The organism is Streptomyces sp. NPDC001843, from assembly GCF_042891955.1.
Lineage (GTDB): Bacteria > Actinomycetota > Actinomycetes > Streptomycetales > Streptomycetaceae > Streptomyces.
In genome coordinates this window covers 90,322-109,190 of the sequence record NZ_JBIATQ010000008.1, presented here as the reverse complement: position 1 = coordinate 109,190, position 18,869 = coordinate 90,322, and the positions used below count along the sequence as shown (strand labels likewise).

General features: G+C 71.4%; 21 protein-coding genes. 9 read left to right on the top strand and 12 right to left on the bottom strand.

The annotated features are described in order from the left end of the window. Positions 1–3 precede the first annotated feature (3 nt). The 3 genes from ACFYZQ_RS21115 to ACFYZQ_RS21105 all read left to right on the top strand — a co-directional run bounded on the left by ACFYZQ_RS21115 (position 4) and on the right by ACFYZQ_RS21105 (position 2,365). Positions 4–1,281, top strand: a complete 1,278-nt coding sequence (locus ACFYZQ_RS21115; protein WP_389149772.1) for a thymidine phosphorylase — start codon at positions 4–6, stop codon at positions 1,279–1,281. Between the two features lie 95 nt (positions 1,282–1,376). After that, the gene (locus tag ACFYZQ_RS21110) at positions 1,377–1,961 is read left to right on the top strand and encodes a Uma2 family endonuclease (RefSeq protein WP_389149769.1); all 585 of its coding nucleotides are present in this window, start codon (positions 1,377–1,379) and stop codon (positions 1,959–1,961) included. A 50-nt stretch (positions 1,962–2,011) separates the two neighbouring features. Then, positions 2,012–2,365, top strand: coding sequence for an STAS domain-containing protein (locus ACFYZQ_RS21105; protein WP_389149766.1), 354 nt, complete (start codon positions 2,012–2,014; stop codon positions 2,363–2,365). Here ACFYZQ_RS21105 and ACFYZQ_RS21100 read toward each other — a convergent pair. Both ACFYZQ_RS21100 and ACFYZQ_RS21095 read right to left on the bottom strand, forming a co-directional pair. Further along, entirely contained in the window at positions 2,249–3,268 is a 1,020-nt protein-coding gene (locus tag ACFYZQ_RS21100) for a sigma-70 family RNA polymerase sigma factor (protein ID WP_389149764.1), read from the bottom strand. The two genes, ACFYZQ_RS21105 and ACFYZQ_RS21100, sit on opposite strands and share 117 nt — an antisense overlap. A 170-nt stretch (positions 3,269–3,438) precedes the next feature. Then, entirely contained in the window at positions 3,439–4,722 is a 1,284-nt protein-coding gene (locus ACFYZQ_RS21095) for an MFS transporter (RefSeq protein WP_389149761.1), read from the bottom strand. A gap of 63 nt (positions 4,723–4,785) precedes the next feature. On the opposite strand from ACFYZQ_RS21095, the gene ACFYZQ_RS21090 reads away from it, so the two are divergent. Then, positions 4,786–5,736, top strand: a complete 951-nt coding sequence (locus ACFYZQ_RS21090; RefSeq protein ID WP_389149758.1) for a LysR family transcriptional regulator — start codon at positions 4,786–4,788, stop codon at positions 5,734–5,736. Positions 5,737–5,753: 17 nt separating this feature from the next. Here the strand turns inward: ACFYZQ_RS21090 and ACFYZQ_RS21085 are convergent, their stop codons facing one another. After that, entirely contained in the window at positions 5,754–6,518 is a 765-nt protein-coding gene (locus tag ACFYZQ_RS21085; protein WP_389149756.1) for an alpha/beta hydrolase family protein, read from the bottom strand. Between the two features lie 113 nt (positions 6,519–6,631). Here ACFYZQ_RS21085 and ACFYZQ_RS21080 point away from each other — a divergent pair, with 113 nt between their 5' ends. Together ACFYZQ_RS21080 and ACFYZQ_RS21075 are read left to right on the top strand one after the other, a co-directional pair. Further along, complete coding sequence (locus ACFYZQ_RS21080) at positions 6,632–7,789, top strand: adenosine deaminase (protein WP_389149753.1); 1,158 nt, start codon at positions 6,632–6,634, stop codon at positions 7,787–7,789. Between the two features lie 138 nt (positions 7,790–7,927). After that, positions 7,928–8,263 (top strand): ATP-binding protein, encoded by a 336-nt coding sequence (locus tag ACFYZQ_RS21075; RefSeq protein WP_389149750.1) that lies wholly within the window; start codon positions 7,928–7,930, stop codon positions 8,261–8,263. 93 nt (positions 8,264–8,356) lie between these two features. Here the strand turns inward: ACFYZQ_RS21075 and ACFYZQ_RS21070 are convergent, their stop codons facing one another. The 5 genes from ACFYZQ_RS21070 to afsQ1 all read right to left on the bottom strand — a co-directional run bounded on the left by ACFYZQ_RS21070 (position 8,357) and on the right by afsQ1 (position 12,159). Then, positions 8,357–8,557 (bottom strand): PspC domain-containing protein, encoded by a 201-nt coding sequence (locus ACFYZQ_RS21070; RefSeq protein WP_388791921.1) that lies wholly within the window; start codon positions 8,555–8,557, stop codon positions 8,357–8,359. A 95-nt stretch (positions 8,558–8,652) separates the two neighbouring features. After that, on the bottom strand, positions 8,653–9,195 hold the full coding sequence (locus tag ACFYZQ_RS21065) for a VanZ family protein (RefSeq protein ID WP_389149747.1): 543 nt from the start codon (positions 9,193–9,195) through the stop codon (positions 8,653–8,655). 104 nt (positions 9,196–9,299) lie between these two features. After that, positions 9,300–9,902 (bottom strand): hypothetical protein, encoded by a 603-nt coding sequence (locus ACFYZQ_RS21060; RefSeq protein WP_389149745.1) that lies wholly within the window; start codon positions 9,900–9,902, stop codon positions 9,300–9,302. Continuing rightward, complete coding sequence (locus tag ACFYZQ_RS21055; protein WP_389149742.1) at positions 9,899–11,485, bottom strand: ATP-binding protein; 1,587 nt, start codon at positions 11,483–11,485, stop codon at positions 9,899–9,901. Before ACFYZQ_RS21055 ends, ACFYZQ_RS21060 begins: the two co-directional genes overlap by 4 nt. Continuing rightward, positions 11,482–12,159 carry a two-component system response regulator AfsQ1 gene (gene afsQ1, locus ACFYZQ_RS21050; protein WP_388791929.1) on the bottom strand — a complete coding sequence of 226 codons (678 nt, stop codon included), beginning with the start codon at positions 12,157–12,159 and terminating at the stop codon, positions 11,482–11,484. Before afsQ1 ends, ACFYZQ_RS21055 begins: the two co-directional genes overlap by 4 nt. Before the next feature lie 239 nt (positions 12,160–12,398). Between afsQ1 and ACFYZQ_RS21045 the strand changes: the two genes are divergently transcribed. Next, positions 12,399–13,151 (top strand): SigE family RNA polymerase sigma factor, encoded by a 753-nt coding sequence (locus ACFYZQ_RS21045; RefSeq protein WP_389149739.1) that lies wholly within the window; start codon positions 12,399–12,401, stop codon positions 13,149–13,151. A gap of 215 nt (positions 13,152–13,366) precedes the next feature. Here the strand turns inward: ACFYZQ_RS21045 and ACFYZQ_RS21040 are convergent, their stop codons facing one another. After that, positions 13,367–14,005, bottom strand: a complete 639-nt coding sequence (locus ACFYZQ_RS21040; protein WP_389149736.1) for a uridine kinase — start codon at positions 14,003–14,005, stop codon at positions 13,367–13,369. Positions 14,006–14,132: 127 nt separating this feature from the next. Here ACFYZQ_RS21040 and ACFYZQ_RS21035 point away from each other — a divergent pair, with 127 nt between their 5' ends. After that, positions 14,133–14,417, top strand: coding sequence for a hypothetical protein (locus tag ACFYZQ_RS21035; RefSeq protein WP_389149733.1), 285 nt, complete (start codon positions 14,133–14,135; stop codon positions 14,415–14,417). 71 nt (positions 14,418–14,488) lie between these two features. Here the strand turns inward: ACFYZQ_RS21035 and ACFYZQ_RS21030 are convergent, their stop codons facing one another. The 3 genes from ACFYZQ_RS21030 to deoC are packed head-to-tail and all read right to left on the bottom strand — an operon-like array spanning position 14,489 to position 17,767. Next, positions 14,489–15,379, bottom strand: coding sequence for an aldehyde dehydrogenase family protein (locus ACFYZQ_RS21030; RefSeq protein WP_389149731.1), 891 nt, complete (start codon positions 15,377–15,379; stop codon positions 14,489–14,491). Further along, positions 15,372–16,808 carry an aldehyde dehydrogenase family protein gene (locus tag ACFYZQ_RS21025; protein ID WP_389149728.1) on the bottom strand — a complete coding sequence of 479 codons (1,437 nt, stop codon included), beginning with the start codon at positions 16,806–16,808 and terminating at the stop codon, positions 15,372–15,374. Before ACFYZQ_RS21025 ends, ACFYZQ_RS21030 begins: the two co-directional genes overlap by 8 nt. Positions 16,809–16,813: 5 nt before the next feature. Beyond that, positions 16,814–17,767: a deoxyribose-phosphate aldolase gene (gene deoC, locus ACFYZQ_RS21020; protein ID WP_389149725.1), complete on the bottom strand. Its 954-nt coding sequence runs from the start codon at positions 17,765–17,767 to the stop codon at positions 16,814–16,816. A gap of 136 nt (positions 17,768–17,903) precedes the next feature. On the opposite strand from deoC, the gene ACFYZQ_RS21015 reads away from it, so the two are divergent. Next, positions 17,904–18,590 carry a PH domain-containing protein gene (locus ACFYZQ_RS21015; RefSeq protein ID WP_389149722.1) on the top strand — a complete coding sequence of 229 codons (687 nt, stop codon included), beginning with the start codon at positions 17,904–17,906 and terminating at the stop codon, positions 18,588–18,590. Positions 18,591–18,869 lie beyond the last annotated feature (279 nt).

Here is an 18,869-nt window from a genome sequence, read left to right as displayed (position 1 = left end):
GCCATGGACGCCATCTCCGTCATCCGCACCAAGCGGGACCGCGGTGAACTCAGCGACGAGCAGATCGACTGGGTCATCGACGCGTACACGCGCGGGGAGGTCGCCGACGAGCAGATGTCGGCGCTCGCGATGGCCATCCTGCTCAACGGCATGAACCGCCGCGAGATCGCCCGCTGGACCGCCGCGATGATCGCCTCCGGCGAGCGCATGGACTTCTCGGCGCTGTCCCGTCCGACGGCCGACAAGCACTCCACGGGCGGCGTCGGCGACAAGATCACTCTTCCCCTGGCCCCGCTCGTCGCCGCCTGCGGCGCGGCCGTCCCGCAGCTCTCCGGCCGCGGCCTCGGCCACACCGGCGGCACCCTCGACAAGCTGGAGTCGGTCCCCGGCTGGCGAGCCCTGCTCTCCAACGAGGAGATGCTGCACGTCCTGGACACCACCGGCGCGGTGATCTGCGCGGCGGGCGACGGACTGGCCCCGGCGGACAAGAAGCTGTACGCGCTGCGGGACGTGACCGGCACGGTGGAGGCGATCCCGCTGATCGCGTCGTCGATCATGTCGAAGAAGATCGCGGAGGGCACGGGCTCGCTGGTCCTGGACGTGAAGGTGGGCACGGGCGCCTTCATGAAGACCATCGAGGACGCCCGGGAGCTGGCCTCCACGATGGTCGGCCTCGGCACGGACCACGGTGTGAAGACGGTCGCGCTCCTCACGGACATGTCCACCCCCCTGGGCCTGACGGCCGGCAACGCCCTCGAGGTCCGCGAGTCGGTCGAGGTCCTCGCGGGCGGCGGCCCCGCGGACGTGGTCGAGCTGACGATCGCCCTGGCCCGCGAGATGCTGGACGCGGCCGGCGTGAAGGACGCCGACCCGGCGAAGGCCCTGGCCGACGGTTCGGCCATGGACGTGTGGCGCCGCATGATCGCGGCCCAGGGCGGCGACCCGGACGCTCCGCTCCCCACGTCGAGGGAACAGCACGTGGTCAAGGCCCCGTCCTCCGGCGTCCTCACCCGCCTCGACGCCTACGACATCGGCGTCGCCGCCTGGCGCCTCGGCGCGGGCCGCGCCCGCAAGGAGGACCCGGTACAGGCGGGCGCGGGCGTCGAGATCCACGCCAAGCCGGGCGAGCCGGTGCGAGAGGGCGAGCCCCTTCTCACCCTGCACACCGACACCCCCGAGCGCTTCGAGTACGCGCTGCAGTCGGTGGAGGGTTCCTTCGACATCGCGCCGGAGGGCACGGAGTTCTCGGCGTCGCCGGTGGTGCTGGAACGTATCGCCTGACCAGGGGAATTCTCTTTCGTGTGAACGGGATCGGTGGACCTCCGCCGGTCCCGTTCGGCATGCTGAGATCGGTGACGCACCGATAGGAGACCGCCATGAGCGCACTCACCGTGGGCCACGACCCCGAGCAGGGCTGGGACGACCTCGTCCGGTTCTGGGAGGAGATGGAATGGCCTGAGGGCAGCAAGGTGGAGATCATTGAGGGGATCATCACCGTGTCACCTGCTCCCGCGTTTCGCCACAACGTGATCGCGGCTCGCATCCAGCGTCGCCTGTACTCAGTGATCCCTGAGGACTGGGAAATCTTCCAGACACTCGCGATCTCCGTGCCGTCGCGCCTGGGAATGCTCATCCCGGACCTGGTGGTCGCCCCAGTGCAGGAACACCCGGAGTCGGACTCCCATATTCCGGCGGCCCTGGCTGAACTCGTCGTCGAGGTCACCTCCAAGTCCAACGCCCGCCAGGACCGCGTCAGCAAGCCAGCCGCATACGCCACCGCGGGGATTCCGCTGTATCTCCTCATCGACCGTTGGGCTCCCGAAGGCCCCACCGCGACGCTCTACGGAGAACCGAAGGGCGACGTCTACCGCCCGCTGAGCAGTGCCAAGTTCGGCGAAGCGCTCAAGATTCCCGCCCCCTTCGACCTCGTGATCGACACCAGTGAGTTCCCTACCGAGTAGGGGCCCACCCTGATCCGATGAGTTAGGGGTGGCCACCCGGTCTACAGCACGTGGACCCCAAGACACCCCCCGTACTCGTCCTCCCCGGCCCCGTCACCAAAGACGACGTGCCGGGGCTCTGTGACGACCTACGGGCGCTGCTGGACGCGACCGGAGGCGGAGTCGTCGTCTGCGATGCCGCCGGGCTCGGGCCCCCCGGACTCGGCGCCGTCGACCTGCTCGCCCGTCTCGCCCTCACCGCCCGCCGGGCCGGAGGCCGCATACGCCTGCGGGACCCCACTCCCGGACTACGCGCCCTGCTCGACCTGGTCGGTCTCCGCTTCCAGGTGGAGGGGGAGGTCGAAGAGCGGGAACCAGCGCTTGGTGTCGAGGAAGAAGTGGAACCCGGTCAGTCGGCCCTCTGATATCTCCAGCACCTGCACCGCCCACGCGGTGAACCCGCCGGCTTCCGGGTCCGGCTTGTACTGGGCGAAGCCCGGCAGCCCGTTGACCTCGACCGGCAGCAGCCGGGAGCCCGCGCAGGCCGCGCCGAGGGTCGTCATGAAGCCCGTGATGTCGTCGTGGCCGGTCAGCCACAGGTCGAACGGCGGCATCGTCATGACGGCGTCCTCGTGCAGCAGGGCCGTCAGCGCCGTCATGTCGTACCCCTCGAACGCCTTCACATAGCGCTCCAGGAGCTTCTGCTGCTGCTCGTCCAGCGGATCGGACACCGCCGCCCCGGCGCCCTTGTCGTCCCGCTCGGCGAGCGTCGCCCGCGCCCGCTGCAGCGCGCTGTTGACCGAGGCGACCGTGGTGCCGAGCAGCTCGGCGACCTCGCTCGCCCGCCAGGCCAGCACCTCGCGCAGGATCAGCACGGCCCGCTGCTTGGGCGGAAGCTGCTGCAGCGCCGCCATGAAGGCGAGCCGGACCGACTCCTTGGCGACGGCGGCCTCCGCCGGGTCCTCGACCGTCGGCAGCACACGGGCGTCCGGCATCGGCTCCAGCCAGGTGTGGTCCGGGCGGGGGGAGAGGGCCGCCCGGGCGAGCGGCGTCGACTCCGTGAGATCCATCGGCCGGGCCCGCTTGTTGCCCGCGGACAGCATGTCCAGGCAGACGTTCGTCGCGATCCGGTACAGCCAGGAGCGCAGGCTGGAGCGGCCCTCGAACTTGTCGTAGCTCCGCCAGGCACGGACCAGGGTGTCCTGTACCGCGTCCTCCGCCTCGAAGGACGAACCCAGCATGCGGTAGCAGTAACCCGTCAGCTCGGTCCGGTGCTTCTCCAGTGCGACGTCGAGGTCCGTCCTCGTCGCCGTGCCGCCGTCGCCCATGGTCCACCCACCCCTGCCCGATCCTTCGCGCGCCTTCGCGCCCCAGCACTTCGGAAGCTACCGCAGCCCACTGACAACGGCCCCCGGAGCGCTCGAAAGGGCAGGTCAGGGCCATGACGGGGCACGGTCAGACGAGCTGCTTCACGGACATCAGCAGATGCCGGTGTGGTTCAGTGCGCGCCGACCGGCTCCCGGCGGGCCGCGACCCGGGCCGCGTGCGAGCCGAACACCGTGATCGCCACGACGCCGAGGACCGCCAGCAGGCCGACCCCGACCGTGCCGGCCCAGCCGCCCGCGTGGAAGGCCGTCGCGCCGAGCGTGCTGCCCACGCTGGAGCCGATGTAGTACGTGGACTGGTACAGCGCCGCCGCCTGGGCCCGGCCTGTCGTCGCCGTCTTGCTGACCGCCGAGGACGCGACCGCGTGGCCCGCGAAGAACCCCGCGGTGATCAGGACCAGGCCCAGCAGGACCAGCGGGAGCCAGGCGGTGAGGGACAGCAGCAGGCCCGTCGCCGTCGTGCCACCGGCCAGGTACAGCGCGCCGCGCCGGCCGAGGCGGCCCACCAGCCGGCCCGCCGCCGACGCCGAGACCGTACCCACCAGGTACACCAGGAAGATCGAACCGATGATGCCCTGCGGCAGCCCGAACGGCTCCTCCGTCAGGCGGTAACCGATCACCGTGTACACGCCGCCGAAGACGGTCATGAAGAGCGCGCCGATCGCGTACAGGCGGCCCAGCAGCGGGTTCGCGAGGTGGTCGCGGACCGTGCGGGCCAGCACCCGCGGGCGCAGCGAGCCCGGTGTGAAGTGCTTCGGGGCCGGCAGCAGCAGCCGGAACGCCACCGCGCAGGCCACCGCGACCGCGCCGACCACGCCGACCGCGACGCGCCAGCCCCACTCCTGGGCCACCCAGCCGGTGATCACCCGGCCGCTCATACCGCCGACGCTGTTGCCCGCGACGAACAGGCCGATCGCCGTGACCAGCGCCTTCGGCCGGACCTCCTCGGCGAGGTACGCCGTGGCGGAGGCCGGCACCCCGGCCACGGCCGCGCCCTGGAGCGCCCGCAGCACCACCAGGACGCCCAGTGACGGCGCGAACGGCACCAGCATCCCCACGGTCACCGCCACCGCCAGCGAGGCCGTCATCACCGTGCGGCGGCCGAAGCGCTCCGACAGCGCGCTCATCGGCAGCACGAACAGCGCCAGCCCGCCGGTCGCCGCCGCCACCGTCCAGCTGGCCTCGCTCGCCGCCACCCCGAAGTCGTTCGAGATCAGCGGCAGCAGGGCCTGGGTGGAGTACAGCAGGGCGAAGGTCGCGACACCGGCCAGGAAGAGTGCGAGCCTCATCCGGCCGTAGCCGGGGCCGCCGGGGGCCAAACGGGAGTCGGAGGAATCGGAGGAGTACGACGTTGCGGCGCCCACGACGGTGGACGCCCCGGTATCGGCGGGAGACATGTTTCGAACCTACGGACGAGCCCTTTCATCCGTCCAATGCACAGACTCGTCATAATCGTTCCCATGGTGCATCAGCCGAGGTCACAGGAGCGTCTGTCACGATCCAGTGACACAGAAGACATCGTCATGTTGCTCGCGCCACGCCTGGCGTACTTCGCCGGCGTCGCCCGCACCGAGCACGTGACCCGCGCCGCGCAGGAGATGAGCGTCCCGCAGTCCACGCTCTCACGCGCCATGGTCCGCCTGGAGCAGGACCTGGGCGTCGACCTCTTCGCCCGCCACGGCCGCACCGTGTCCCTCACCCCCGCGGGACGCACCTTCCTCGGCTCCGTCGAACGCGCCCTCGCCGACATCGGGCGGGCCGCCGAAGAGGTGCGCGCCGACGCCGACGCGACCACCGGCAAGGTCGCCTTCGGCTTCCTGCACACCATGGGCGCCGAGACGGTCCCCGGTCTGCTCCAGGCCTTCCGCGCCGACCACCCCCGCGTCCGCTTCAGCCTCGTCCAGAACTACGGCGAGGCCATGCTGGAGCGGCTGCGCGCCGGGGAACTCGACCTCTGCCTGACCTCCCCGGTCCCCGACGCCCCCGACCTGGTCGCCCGCCGACTCGACGAGCAGAAGCTCCGCCTGGTCGTCCCCGCCGACCACCCCCTGGCCGGCCGCAGGCGCGTCCGGCTCGCCGAGGCCGCCGACGAAACCTTCGTCACCCTGGAACCCGGCTACGGTCTGCGCCGCATCACCGACGACCTCTGCAACGAGGCGGGCTTCAAACCCCGCGTCGCCTTCGAGGGCGAGGAGGCGGAGACCCTGCGGGGTCTGGTCGCGGCGGGGCTGGGCGTGGCCCTGCTGCCACCGCCGGTGTTCCCCCGGCCGGGCGTGGTGGAACTGACGGTCACGGCACCACGAGCGGCACGCGAGATCGGCGTGGCCTGGCTGGCGGGCCACCCGGACACGCCTCCGGTGGCCGCCTTCAAGAGGTTCCTGCTCTCACGCCGCGGGAATCTGCTGCCCTGACCGTGCCGGCCCCTGCGTCAGCCTCTGCGGATCGACCGCCCGAACCCCGCGGCCAGCGGCATCCGCAACCCGATCGGCGGCGGCGCGGCCAACGCGTCCTCCAGCGGACGGGCCAGCGTGTGCCCGAACAACGCCCCCATCGTGAAGTCCTCGACCAGCGCCTGCACTTCACTGCGGTACTGGTGCAACCCGTGTCCGTCCGAGTGCACTTCGAACCGGCACACCTCCCGGTTCGCCTTCTTCGCCCGGACCGCCAGCCGGAACGACAGCTCGGGGTCACTGCGTCCGTCGTTGGTGCCGTGCACGAGCAGGACGCGTCGTCCTGCCAGCTGCTTCACCGGTTCCGCGGGGGCGGCCATGTCGTCCTCGGGCAGCCAGGGCGCGACCGCCACCACGGAGTTCACGGCCTCGTGCCCGCCCGCCCGCAGTGCCGCCCGCCCGCCCATCCCTACGCCCACCAGGCAGACCGGGACGTCGCCGTAGCGCCGTACGACCTCGTCCGCCGCCCAGGAGGCGTCGCCCGCCAGATGGGCCGCGCCGCCGTTCCAGCCGCGGTAGCGGTAGTGGACGACATGGGTGGCGAGCCCCTCGTCGCGGCCCGCGCGTGCGAGCCGGCGTCCGAGGGCGCGGACGAAGGCCGTCGCCCAGACGGGGGACGGCCTGCGGTCGGATACCTCCTCGCCGCCGGGCAGCAGCAGGACCGCGCCGCTCACCGCCGACGGCACCGGTCCGACTGCCCTGCCCAGCCGGGCCGTTCGGGCCGGCGTCACTTCCTGTGCCATGACAGAACAGTGTCAGAAGTGCCGGTGTACGCCACCCGTCCGTGCGGTCACTGTTACGTATCGGCGGAAACGTAAACCGGGTGATCTACGCGCGTAGGAGGTAGAGTGCGGAAATGACGAGCCAGAGCACCGCGAACACCCCGACGCCGGACCGGATCCGCCGGGCGCCCAAGGTTCTGCTGCACGACCACCTCGACGGCGGACTGCGTCCGGGGACGATCGCCGAACTCGCCCGCGAGTCGGGGTACTCCCAGCTTCCCGAGACCGATCCCGGCAAGCTCGGCGCCTGGTTCGCCGAGGCCGCCGACTCCGGGTCCCTGGAGCGGTACCTGGAGACGTTCTCGCACACCGTCGGTGTGATGCAGACCCGCGAAGCGCTCGTCCGGGTGGCCCGGGAGTGCGCCGAGGACCTGGCCGAGGACGGGGTCGTGTACGCCGAGGTGCGGTACGCGCCCGAGCAGCACCTGGAGGGCGGACTCACTCTCGAGGAGGTCGTCGAGGCCGTCAACGAGGGCTTCCGGGACGGGGAGGCGATCGCCCGCCGCAACGGTCACCGCATCCGGGTCGGCGCCCTGCTGACCGCCATGCGGCACGCGGCCCGCGCCCTGGAGATCGCCGAACTCGCCAACCGTTACCGCGACCTGGGCGTCGTCGGCTTCGACATCGCGGGCGCCGAGGCCGGTTACCCGCCCACCCGGCACCTGGACGCCTTCGAGTACCTCAAGCGGGAGAACAACCACTTCACCATCCACGCCGGCGAGGCCTTCGGGCTGCCGTCCATCTGGCAGGCGCTGCAGTGGTGCGGCGCCGACCGGCTCGGGCACGGCGTGCGGATCATCGACGACATCCAGGTCCGTGAGGACGGCTCGGTCGAGCTCGGCCGGCTCGCGTCCTACGTCCGGGACAAGCGCATCCCGTTGGAGCTGTGCCCGAGCTCCAACCTCCAGACCGGGGCCGCCGCCTCCTACGCCGAGCATCCGATCGGGCTGCTGCGGCGCCTGCATTTCAGGGCCACCGTGAACACGGACAACCGTCTCATGTCCCACACCAGCATGAGCCGGGAATTCGAGCATCTCGTCGACGCGTTCGGCTACACGCTCGACGACATGCAGTGGTTCACCGTCAATGCCATGAAATCGGCGTTCATCCCTTTCGATGAACGACTGGCGATGATCAATGACGTCATCAAGCCCGGATATGCCGAACTGAAATCCGAATGGCTTTTTCAGCAGACCGCCTCTACCAGCGGTTCTGTGGATCCGGAGAGCTGACCGGAGGGCGGCCGGCGGCATGGAATGCGGGCGGCTTCCCGCCAACCGTCCGCATTTCAATGTTTGCGGGGGTGGCTTCGCGTGTTTACGGTCGTGGACCGCTCAGTCCCCCGTCATCCAGTCAAGGACGCATTCAAGATGAAGCAGTCTGCTGTCAAGACCCTCGGTGTCGCCGCCCTCGGTGTCGCCATCGCCGCCGTCGGCGCGGGCACGGCCGACGCGGCCGCGGGCCCGAACGCCGGAAAGACGCTGGACGGTGTCACCAAGACGCTGCCGACCAAGAACGTCGAGAAGGCGCTGCCGGGTGCCGGCCAGGCGCTCTCCAAGGGCCGGCCCGCGGTCCTGGCGGGCACCACCGCCGCCCGGCCGGTCGCCGACCAGGCGCTCCGGCAGGGCCCGACCTCGCCGGTCGGCGGGCTGCTCGGCGGCCTGCCGGTGGTGGGGGGCCTGGCGAAGGGCCTTCCGGTCGCCTGATCCGGGCCACCGCACCTGCCGTCGGGGCGCGGCCGTCACGCACGGCGCGCCCCGACGGGGAACGGTGCGGGCATCCCCAGGACCCGTCAGGCCCTACCAGGCCGTGCGCGCCTTGTCCTCCGCGGGCAGCAGGATCCACAGCGCTATGTAGAGCAGGAACTGCGGCCCCGGCAGCAGGCAGGAGACCAGGAAGATCACCCGCATCGTCGTCGCGGAGGTGCCGAAGCGCCGCGCCAGCGCTGCGCACACTCCGCCGATCATGCGGCCATGGGTGGGGCGGGCAAGGGCGGTCATGGTCGGCTCCTTCGTGAGCGTCTGTGGCGAGGCCACCCGGTCGGCTGCCTCAACTGACATCCACGCTACGCGGACGAAGCGGACGAAGCGTCGCTCTACGGTGCGATACCGACCCTGGGAATCGTCGGGGTCCGACCCTGAGAGCCCTCCTCCTGCGGGGGGCGGCCACGCTCGTTCCTGCGGCGGAGCCAGGACCGGCCCGCCGGGACGAGGGCGAGGTGGGCCAGCACCACACCGGCCGTGTTCAGCAGCAGGGAGTCGATGTCGACGACCCGCCCGGGCACACCCGTCTGCAACAGCGCTATGCCCAGGGAGATCAGGGCGCCCGCCGTGGCCGTACGGATCAGGGAGGCGAGCGGGGACACGGCGAGCCTGCCGTGCGCCATCGGCAGCAGCACGCCCAGCGGTGCCAGCAGTGCGAGACCCTCACCGATCCGGCGGGACGCCTCGGCCCAGCCCAGCGCCAGGTCGGCCCGGATCCCGGCCAGCGGACGCAGATTGGCGGGCATCATCCAGGGCACGTCCAGGGGCCGCAGCGTGAGCCAGGCGACGAGCGCGAGGTGTGCGACCAGGAGGGCACCCCCTGTCACACGGACGCGGATCGCGGCGCTGCCGCCGATGGAGCCTTGACGCTGCACGCCCCCGTAGACGCGCGCGCGTGCACGATCGGTTCCGGATCCGCCTCACGCGGGTACACAAGGCTTCCGGCGCACCCGGCGCCGCACGGGCGGTGCCCGGCCCGTCAGCCCGCCGTCACCTTATTGGACGTCGGTTTCCCGCTGCCCGGCCGGTTCCGCACCTCGTCGGTGCACTCGTACCGGCGCAGCGGCCCGCCACCCGGCCCGCCCAGGATCACCGAACCGTCCCCCTCGGCCGCGGCCGAGTCGGAGAAGGTGCACACGATCTGGGCGAGGGCGTAGGGCGTGAGCTGGTCGGGGGCGGTGCTCAGCCGCAGCGCGTCCTCCGGGTCCTTCGGGTGCGGCCCGGTCACGGCCATGCCCCCGTGCACGTACGTCGTGTATCCGGCGTTCTTCTCCCCGGTGGACGGCGTCTGGGCGAGCTGGTCCAGCAGTCCCTGGGCCACGAGCACCCGGCGCTTGGCGTCCGCCGTGCCGTCCGGGACGCGCACCGACCGGTCCACGGTGACCAGCGACGAGCCGCACAGCAGGAAGACCTGCACGGGCACCCCGTGCGAGGACTGCGTGGTGCGGTCCGGCTCGGTCAGCGAGCATGGCACGCGGGAGGGCGCCGCGCCGAAGTCCGTGGGGACCTGGGTGGCCCTGATCCCGCAGCCGGTCAGCAGCGCGGCGAGTATGGGGAGCGCCAGCAGGCGTCGCGCGTTCATGACGCCTCTTCCTTCGAATCCGCAAGACCCTTCGAACCGTCGCCCTTGCCGTCGCTCCCCTCCGCCAGCGCGGAGGCGTCCTTCGGCAGCCGCAGTGTGAACACCGCGCCGCCCTCGGGCGAGTTGGCGGCGGTGATCCGGCCGCCGTGGATGCCCGCGTTCTCCATCGCGATGGACAGGCCCAGGCCGCTGCCCTCGGAACGCGGCCGGGAGGCGCTGGCCTTGTAGAAACGGTCGAAGACGTGCGGCAGGACGTCCTCGGGAATGCCGGGACCGTGGTCGCGCACGGCGACGACCAGGTCCTCGCCGTCGATGTGGACCGAGACCCGCACCGGCGACCCGCCGTGCTTGAGCGCGTTGCCGATCAGGTTGGCGAGGATGACGTCCAGGCGGCGCGGGTCGAGCCGGCAGTGGATGCCGCGCTCGGCGTCCAGCTCCACGGCGTCCAGCCACGCACGGGCGTCGATACAGGCGGTGATCTGGTCGGCGATGTCGACGTCGTCCAGGACCAGACGGGCGGTGCCCGCGTCGAAGCGGGTGACCTCCATCAGGTTCTCGACGAGGTTGTTCAGCCGCCGGGTCTCGCTCACCACCAGCCGCACGGCGGGCTCGATCATCGGGTCGATGCTGCCGGACTCCGCCTCCAGCTCCTCCTCCAGCACCTCCGTCACGGCGGTGATGGCGGTCAGCGGAGTGCGCAGCTCGTGGGACATGTCGGCCACGAACCGCCGGGACGCCTCGTCCCGCGCGGCCATCTCCGCGACCCGCTGCTCCAGCGCCTCGGCCGCGTTGTTGAAGGTCCGCGAAAGATCGGCGAGTTCATCGGTGCCGGAGACCCGCAGCCGGGTGTCCAGTCTGCCCTCGCCGAGCCGGCGTGCGGCGACGCCGAGCCGGTGCACCGGCTTCAGCACGGTCCCCGCCGCGGCCTGTGCGAGCAGCGCCGAGCCGATCAGCGCCAGCCCGGTGGCGATGCCCAGCGACCAGGCGAGGGAGTTGAGGTCCTTGGCCTCCGGCTCCAGCGACTTGACCATGTAGCCGGTCGGGCCGCCGCCGATCACCTTCGTGCCGGCGACCAGGTACGGGGTGCCGTGGTCGACGACCCGCTGCCAGTACAGGTGGTACGGCGACTTGTTGCCGTCGGCCACCTTCTGCTGCTTGTTCACCGCGGCCCGCAGCGATCCGGGCACGTCGCCCAGCGCGAACCCGTTCAGGCCGCCGGAGTTGCCGTACACCGTCTTGCCGTCGGCGTCCGTCGCGACCAGCAGCACACTGAAGCGCTGACTGCTGGCCGCCATCTGCCCGGCGGTGCGCTGCAGTTCGTCCTGGGTGGGCGGCACGGGCAGCGCACCGGCCCGGTTCTGCATCTCCTGCTGGAAATCGCGCAGCACCGCGTCCTGGGCGCGGGTCAGCACCGCCTCACGGTTCAGCCAGTACGCGATGCCGGAGGCCGACACGGCGGCGGTGAGGGCGACCAGCCCGAAGACCACGACCAGCCGCAGCCGCAGACTGGTGAAACGCAGCCGCGACACAGCTCCCCTGCGCCCCGCGGACCAGCCGCGGAACCCCCCTTGCTCCTTGGTCACTGAGGCGTGTCCAGCCGGTAGCCCACACCACGGACGGTACGGATCAGCGTCGGGGACGACGGGACGTCCTCGACCTTGGCCCGCAGCCGCTGCACACAGGCGTCCACCAGCCGTGAGTCACCCAGGTAGTCGTGCTCCCACACCAGCCGCAGCAGCTGCTGCCGGGACAGCGCCTGCCCGGGCCGCCGGCTCAGCTCCAGCAGCAGCCTCAACTCGGTCGGCGTCAGCTGGAGGTCCTCGCCGTTCTTCGTCACGGTCATCGCCGAGCGGTCGATGACGAGACTGCCGAACGTCGCCGAGTCGCTGGACTCCCGCTCGCCGCGCCGCAGCACGGCCCGGATCCGGGCGTCGAGAACCCGGCCCTGCACCGGCTTGACGACGTAGTCGTCCGCCCCGGACTCCAGCCCGACCACCACGTCGATGTCGTCGTTGCGGGCGGTCAGCAGGATGATCGGCAGCTGGTCCGTGCGCCGGATGCGCCGGCACACCTCGAACCCGTCGATGCCGGGCAGCATCACGTCCAGCACGATCAGGTCCGGCCGCTGCTCGCGCAGCAGCTTCAGGCCGTCCTCGCCGGTGGCAGCGGTGGCAACCCGATGACCCTGGCGCGTAAGAGACAGCTCCAGGGCCGTACGGATGGCGTCGTCGTCCTCGATCAGCAACAGGGAAGGCACGGGCTCATTCTGGCCTATGGAGGGGCTCCTGGACGACCTGTGGGCCGGGGTGCCCTCCCGGCACCCCGTACCGCCACTACCTGTGCGCACGGTGTGACAGCCGTGTGGCCGACCCCTGTGACAGGTCTGTGACAGTCGGCGGACATGGCCATGAAGTGCCGTCGGCAAGCTTTTCGGCACAGGCAAGCCAGACCGCCTGAGCGAGACGAACACCGGAAGTCCACGACGGGGGGCGCGAGATGAGCACGCTGCACGGCACCAGCACCAGCGCAGTGGTCACGCGGCTGCACGACGTGAACCGGGGTTCCGAGAAGTCCGGGGCTGTGAGCATGCGGGGGTGCGCTCGCGGCGCCGGGCGTCAGCTTCCGGCATACATGTCGGTGGTTGACGCGCACACGGGGGAATCGCACGGGGGAGCCGCGTACAGGGAGGACTCGGGGGAGCGCCGCTCGCTGACGGAGACTGTGGATGCCGAAGCGGCGTTCACCGCCTACGTCCAGGAGCGCCGCGCCTCCCTGTACGCAACCGCCTACCACCTCACCGGTGACCGTTTCGAGGCCGAGGACCTGCTGCAGAGCGCGCTGTTCTCGACGTACCGGGCCTGGGACCGGATCAGCGACAAGGCCGCGGTCGGCGGATACCTCCGCCGCACCATGACCAACCTGCACATCAGCGCCTGGCGGCGCCGCAAGCTCAACGAGTACCCGACCGAGGAACTGCCGGAGACGCCCGGCGACACGGACGCCATGCGCGGCACCGAGCTGCGCGCGGTGCTGTGGCAGGCGCTGTCCCGGCTGCCCGAACTCCAGCGCACCATGCTGGTCCTGCGCTACTACGAGGGCCGCACGGACCCGGAGATCGCGGAGATCCTCGACATCAGTGTCGGCACGGTCAAGTCCAGCATCTGGCGGTCGCTCCGCCGGCTGCGCGAGGACGAGGTCCTCAGCTTCGGCCGTGACGAGGAATACGCCTTCGGGGAGCTGGTCGCCTGAAGGTAGGGGCCCGCGGCCGTCGGCCGCTGATGGGCTCGGTGGGGGAGTACCACCCGGGGGGAACACGGGGGAAGTACACGGGGGAAGCAAGGGGGATCGCGGGGAACTCCGTCACGGGGGACGTGGACGGAGTGCGGGACTGGAGGGCCGGGGGGTCCGTCCAGTCCCGCTTTTTTTTTGCGCCCGCTTCTCTGCGTTCGGCGTACGTCCGCCGGTCAGGCCGCCGTACGCGTGCCCCGGGTCTGCCGGCCCACCGCCGCGGCCGCCAGCCTGCCCAGGGCCTCGTCCCGGTCGCAGGGGTGGGCGCCCAGCGAGACCTGGCGGGCGACGATCGACCGTTCCGCGCGCATCAGCCGCCAGCCGCGGCGCAGCAGGAACGGCACCGACTTGCGGCCCTCCTGCAGATCCCGCAGGAAGCGCCGGCGGAAGGTGGTGACCGGCCCGCGGGTCAGGCAGAGCGCGTCCGCCAGCACCCCGAGCTCACGGCAGCGCTCGACGATCTCGGCGGCGAAGATGCCCTCCGCGATGAACAGCGGGGCACGCCCGATGCGCAGCGTCTCCTCGCCGGTACGGGCGCTCAGCGCGATGTCGTACACCGGTACGGGCGTCGATCCCTTGGCGCACAGCCGGGTGATGGCCTCGACCGCGACGTCCGCGTCCCACGACTGCGGATGGTCCCAGTCGATGTCCGAACTCCCCTCCACCAGAGGCAGCGTCGGGTCGTCGCCCTCCTTGTAGAAGTCGTCGAGGCGCAGGACAGGGAGCCCGGAACGGGCGGCGACGAGTGACTTGCCCGAGCCCGAGGGGCCGCACAGCAGTACGACACGGGCGGGGGACGGGGGTTGAATGCTCACGGAACACCAGTTTGACGCATGGTGAGCCCTCTGCCGACCCCGCGGGTCGGCTTTGGAGTGAGCATCACACCTCTACTACTCTTCGTGTTTGCTTCCTCGCTGTGCGTACCGGAAGGCGGCATCAGCAATGGCACGAGACACGTTCCCCCGACCCTCCGCGGTGCGGCGCGACCTGATCGCCCTCGCGGCCGCCGTAGCGGCCCTGGGCGCGGGCGCGGCGACGGCGTCCGCGGACGTCTCCCTGGGTGGCCCCCTGCCGTACGTGCTCGGTCCGGTCACCGGCTTCGACCCCGACGCCCTCGCGGGCGCCGGCGTCGGCCCGATGTCCGGCCCGACGGGGCAGGCGGCGCCGTTCGGCCAGACGTCGGCGGGCCGGCAGGTGACGGCCGAGCAGGGCGTCGTACAGGGCTGACGCCCCGACGAGAGAGCCGCGCCTCCCCTGGTCGGAGGGGAAGCGCGGCTCTCGGTCTTGTCGCGGCCTGCTCAGTACGACGAGCCAGACGCGCCCAGCGACCCCGTCGGGTGCCAGACCGTCTTCGTCTCCAGGAACGCCGTCATGCGCTCGGTCCCCGGAGTCGCCGACCAGTCGTCCACAGGCTGTGGACGAAGAACCCGCTTCAGGTTGTCCGCCGCCGCGATCTCCAGCTCCTTCGCCAGCACCTCGTCGGCGCCCGCCAGGTCGATCGCGTTGACGTCCTGGTGCGCGGCCAGCGGCGCCGCGATCTCCGCCGTGCGGCCGGACAGGACGTTGACGACTCCGCCGGGCAGGTCGGAGGTGGCCAGCACCTCGCCCAGCGACAGAGCCGGGAGCGGGGCCTTCTCGGACGCCACCACGACCGCCGTGTTGCCCGTCGCGATCACCGGGGCGATCACCGAGACCAGGCCCAGGAAGGACGACTCCTGCGGGGCCAGCACCGCCACCACGCCCGTCGGTTCGGGCGAGGAGAGGTTGAAGAACGGGCCCGCGACCGGGTTGCCGCCGCCGACCACCTGGGCGATCTTGTCGGTCCAGCCCGCGTACCAGACCCAGCGGTCGATGGTCGCGTCGACCTGGGCCGCGGCCTTGGACTTCGACAGGCCCTCCGCGTCGGCGACCTCCTGGACGAACTGGGCCCTGCGGCCCTCCAGCATCTCGGCGACGCGGTAGAGGATCTGCCCGCGGTTGTACGCCGTCGCGCCCGCCCAGCCGCCGAACGCCTTGCGGGCGGCGACCACCGCGTCTCGGGCGTCCTTGCGGGAGGAGAGGGGGGCGTTCGCCAGCCACTTGCCTTTAGCGTCGGTCACCTCGTACACCCGGCCGCTCTCGGAACGCGGGAACTTCCCGCCGACGTACAGCTTGTAGGTCTTGAAGACGGAAAGTCGCTCATCAGACATCGAGGTACGCCTCCAGGCCGTGGCGGCCGCCCTCGCGGCCGAAGCCCGACTCCTTGTAGCCGCCGAACGGCGAGGTCGGGTCGAACTTGTTGAACGTGTTGGACCAGACGACACCGGCGCGCAGCTTGCCCGCGACGGCCAGGATGCGGGAGCCCTTCTCGGTCCAGATGCCCGCCGACAGTCCGTACTGCGTGTTGTTCGCCTTGGCGACCGCCTCGTCCGGCGTACGGAAGGTCAGCACCGACAGCACCGGGCCGAAGATCTCGTCGCGGGCGATGGTGTGCGCCTGGGTGACGTTGGTGAAGAGCGTCGGCGCGAACCAGTAACCGGCCGTAGGCAGGTCACAGGCCGGCGACCAGCGCTCGGCGCCCTCCGCCTCGCCCTGGTCGGCGAGCGCGGTGATCCGGGCGAGCTGCTCGGCGGAGTTGATCGCGCCGATGTCGGTGTTCTTGTCGAGCGGATCGCCCAGACGGAGGGTGGACAGTCGGCGCTTGAGGGAGTCGAGCAGCTCGTCGTGGACCGACTCCTGGACCAGCAGGCGCGAGCCCGCGCAGCAGACCTGGCCCTGGTTGAAGAAGATGCCGGTGACGATGCCCTCGACGGCCTGGTCGATGGGGGCGTCGTCGAAGACGATGTTGGCGCCCTTGCCGCCCAGCTCCAGGGTGAGCTTCTTGCGGGTGCCGGCGACCGTGCGGGCGATCTCCTTGCCGACGGCGGTCGAGCCGGTGAAGGCCACCTTGTTCACGTCGGGGTGCGCGACGAGCGCGGCGCCCGCGTCACCGTAGCCCGGGAGGATGTTGACGACACCCTTGGGCAGGCCCGCCTGACGGCAGACGTCCGCGAAGAACAGCGCCGACAGGGGAGTGGTCTCGGCCGGCTTCAGGACCACCGTGTTGCCGGTGGCCAGCGCCGGGGCGATCTTCCACGCCAGCATCAGCAGGGGGAAGTTCCAGGGGATGACCTGACCGGCCACGCCCAGCGGCTGCGGGTTCGGTCCAAAGCCGGCGTGCTCCAGCTTGTCCGCCCAGCCCGCGTAGTAGAAGAAGTGCGCGGCGACCAGGGGCAGGTCGGCGTCGCGGGTCTCCTTGATGGGCTTGCCGTTGTCCAGCGTCTCCAGGACGGCCAGCTCACGGCTGCGCTCCTGGATGATGCGGGCGATGCGGAACAGGTACTTGGCGCGCTCCGAGCCGGGCAGCGCCGACCACTTCTCGAAGGCCTTGCGGGCGGCCTTCACCGCACGATCGACGTCCGCCTCACCGGCCTGCGCGACCTCGGAGAGGACCTCCTCGGTGGACGGGCTGACCGTCTTGAAGACCTTGCCGTCGGCCGCCTCGGTGAACTCGCCGTCGATGAACAGGCCGTACGAGGGCGCGATGTCGACGACTCCGCGGGACTCGGGCGCGGGTGCGTATTCGAATACCGATGCCATGGTGATCAGTCCACCGTCACGTAGTCGGGGCCGGAGTAGCGGCCGGTGGCCAGCTTCTGACGCTGCATCAGCAGGTCGTTCAGGAGCGAGGAGGCGCCGAAGCGGAACCAGTGGTTGTCCAGCCAGTCCTCGCCGACGGTCTCGTTGACCAGGACGAGGAACTTGATCGCGTCCTTGCTGGTGCGGATGCCGCCGGCCGGCTTCACGCCGACCTGAACCCCGGTCTGCGCGCGGAAGTCCCGCACGGCCTCCAGCATGAGCAGGGTGTTGGCGGGCGTGGCGTTCACCCCGACCTTGCCGGTGGAGGTCTTGATGAAGTCGGCCCCCGCCAGCATGCCGAGCCAGCTCGCGCGCCGGATGTTGTCGTACGTCGACAGCTCGCCCGTCTCGAAGATGACCTTCAGGCGGGCGGAGGTCCCGCAGGCCTCCTTCACCGCGACGATCTCGTCGTACACCTTCAGGTACTTGCCCGCGAGGAACGCCCCCCGGTCGATGACCATGTCGATCTCGTCGGCGCCGGCGAGCACGGCCTCGCGGACGTCGGCCAGCTTCACGTCGAGGGCGGCACGGCCGGCCGGGAAGGCGGTGGCGACCGAGGCGACCTTCACGCCCGAGCCGGCGACGGCCTCCTTGGCGGCGGTCACCATGTCGGGGTAGACGCAGACGGCCGCGGTCGCGGGGGTCGTACGGTCGGTCGGGTCGGGGTGGACGGCCTTGGCGCCGAGCGCCCGGACCTTGCCCCGGGTGTCCGCGCCTTCCAGCGTCGTCAGGTCGACCATCGAGATGGCGAGGTCGATGGCGTACGCCTTCGCGGTGGTCTTGATGGAACGGGTGCCGAGCGAGGCGGCGCGCGCCTCCAGGCCGACCGCGTCGACGCCGGGCAGCCCGTGGAGGAAGCGGCGCAGCGTGCTGTCGGACGCGGTGACGTCAGCGAGAACAGCGGGTGCAGTACTGGGCATGGTCACCAGCCGAGCATATCTACGCGCGTAGCGGCTGTACACCCCCAGGTACTCGTCCCAAGGCCGGCGCCGTGGCCGAGTACCCGTCCGGGACCGCGTACGTGGGCTGCCGGAAGCGTCGGGCAGAATCGGGAGCATGACGACCCCGGACCACCAGTCACCCGCGCCGCAACCCCCGGCGCCCGCCGCCAAGGACCGGATCTACCGCTCTCCGATGGCGCTCCTGGGCGGTGTCCTGCTGCTCGCCATCGTCGCGTGGCTCGGCGTCGACGCGCTGGTCAAGGGGCACGGCCGCACCCCGTGGCTGGCGCTCGCCGGGCTCATCCTCGTCGTTCCGCTGGTGACCGCCTTCACCCTGCGCCCGGCGGTCTTCGCGGGCGACGACCGGCTGCGTGTGCGCAACCCCTTCCGGGTGATCACGCTGCCCTGGGGTCAGATCGCCTCCCTGCGCTCCGGCTACTCGAACGAGGTCGTCACCAAGTCCGGCACCAAGTACCAGCTGTGGGCCATCCCCGTCTCGCTGCGCGCCCGCAAGAAGGCCACCCGGCGGCAGACCCGCGCCGAGGCGCAGGCCCGTGCGGGCGGCACGACCGGCGGACCGGGCGGCGGGTTCGGCGCCGGCGGCCAGCGGGGCTCCGCCGTGCCGGACGGCCCGACCCGTGCCGAGACCGACAAGATCATGGACGAACTGCGCGGGCTCCTCGAGGACCGCGAGCAGGCGGAGACGGCACAGGGCGAGGTCACCGTCCGCTGGGCGTACGAGATCGCGGCGCCCGCGGTGGCCGGGGCGATCCTGCTGACGATCCTGCGCTTTACAGGCTGACGGGCCGTCGGGTTGACGGATCCGGCTGGAGCGCAGGTTCGGCCTGCCGTGCCCCTGCCGGCGGACGCCCGCCGAGGCGGTGGCCACCATGAACCGGGCCGCGCCCGCTCCCGGCCCGGACGGCCCGCACCGCGCAGGCCTCCGTGTCGCGCGTCGTCGCGCGACCGCCCCTCACGCCCACCACCCCGGGATCACCGCCCCGCGGCGCACCGCCCCGCGCCTGCCCGCCCCGGCCGACGCCGCTACCGCGGCCGCCGCCCGCCTCGCCGCCGTCGGCGG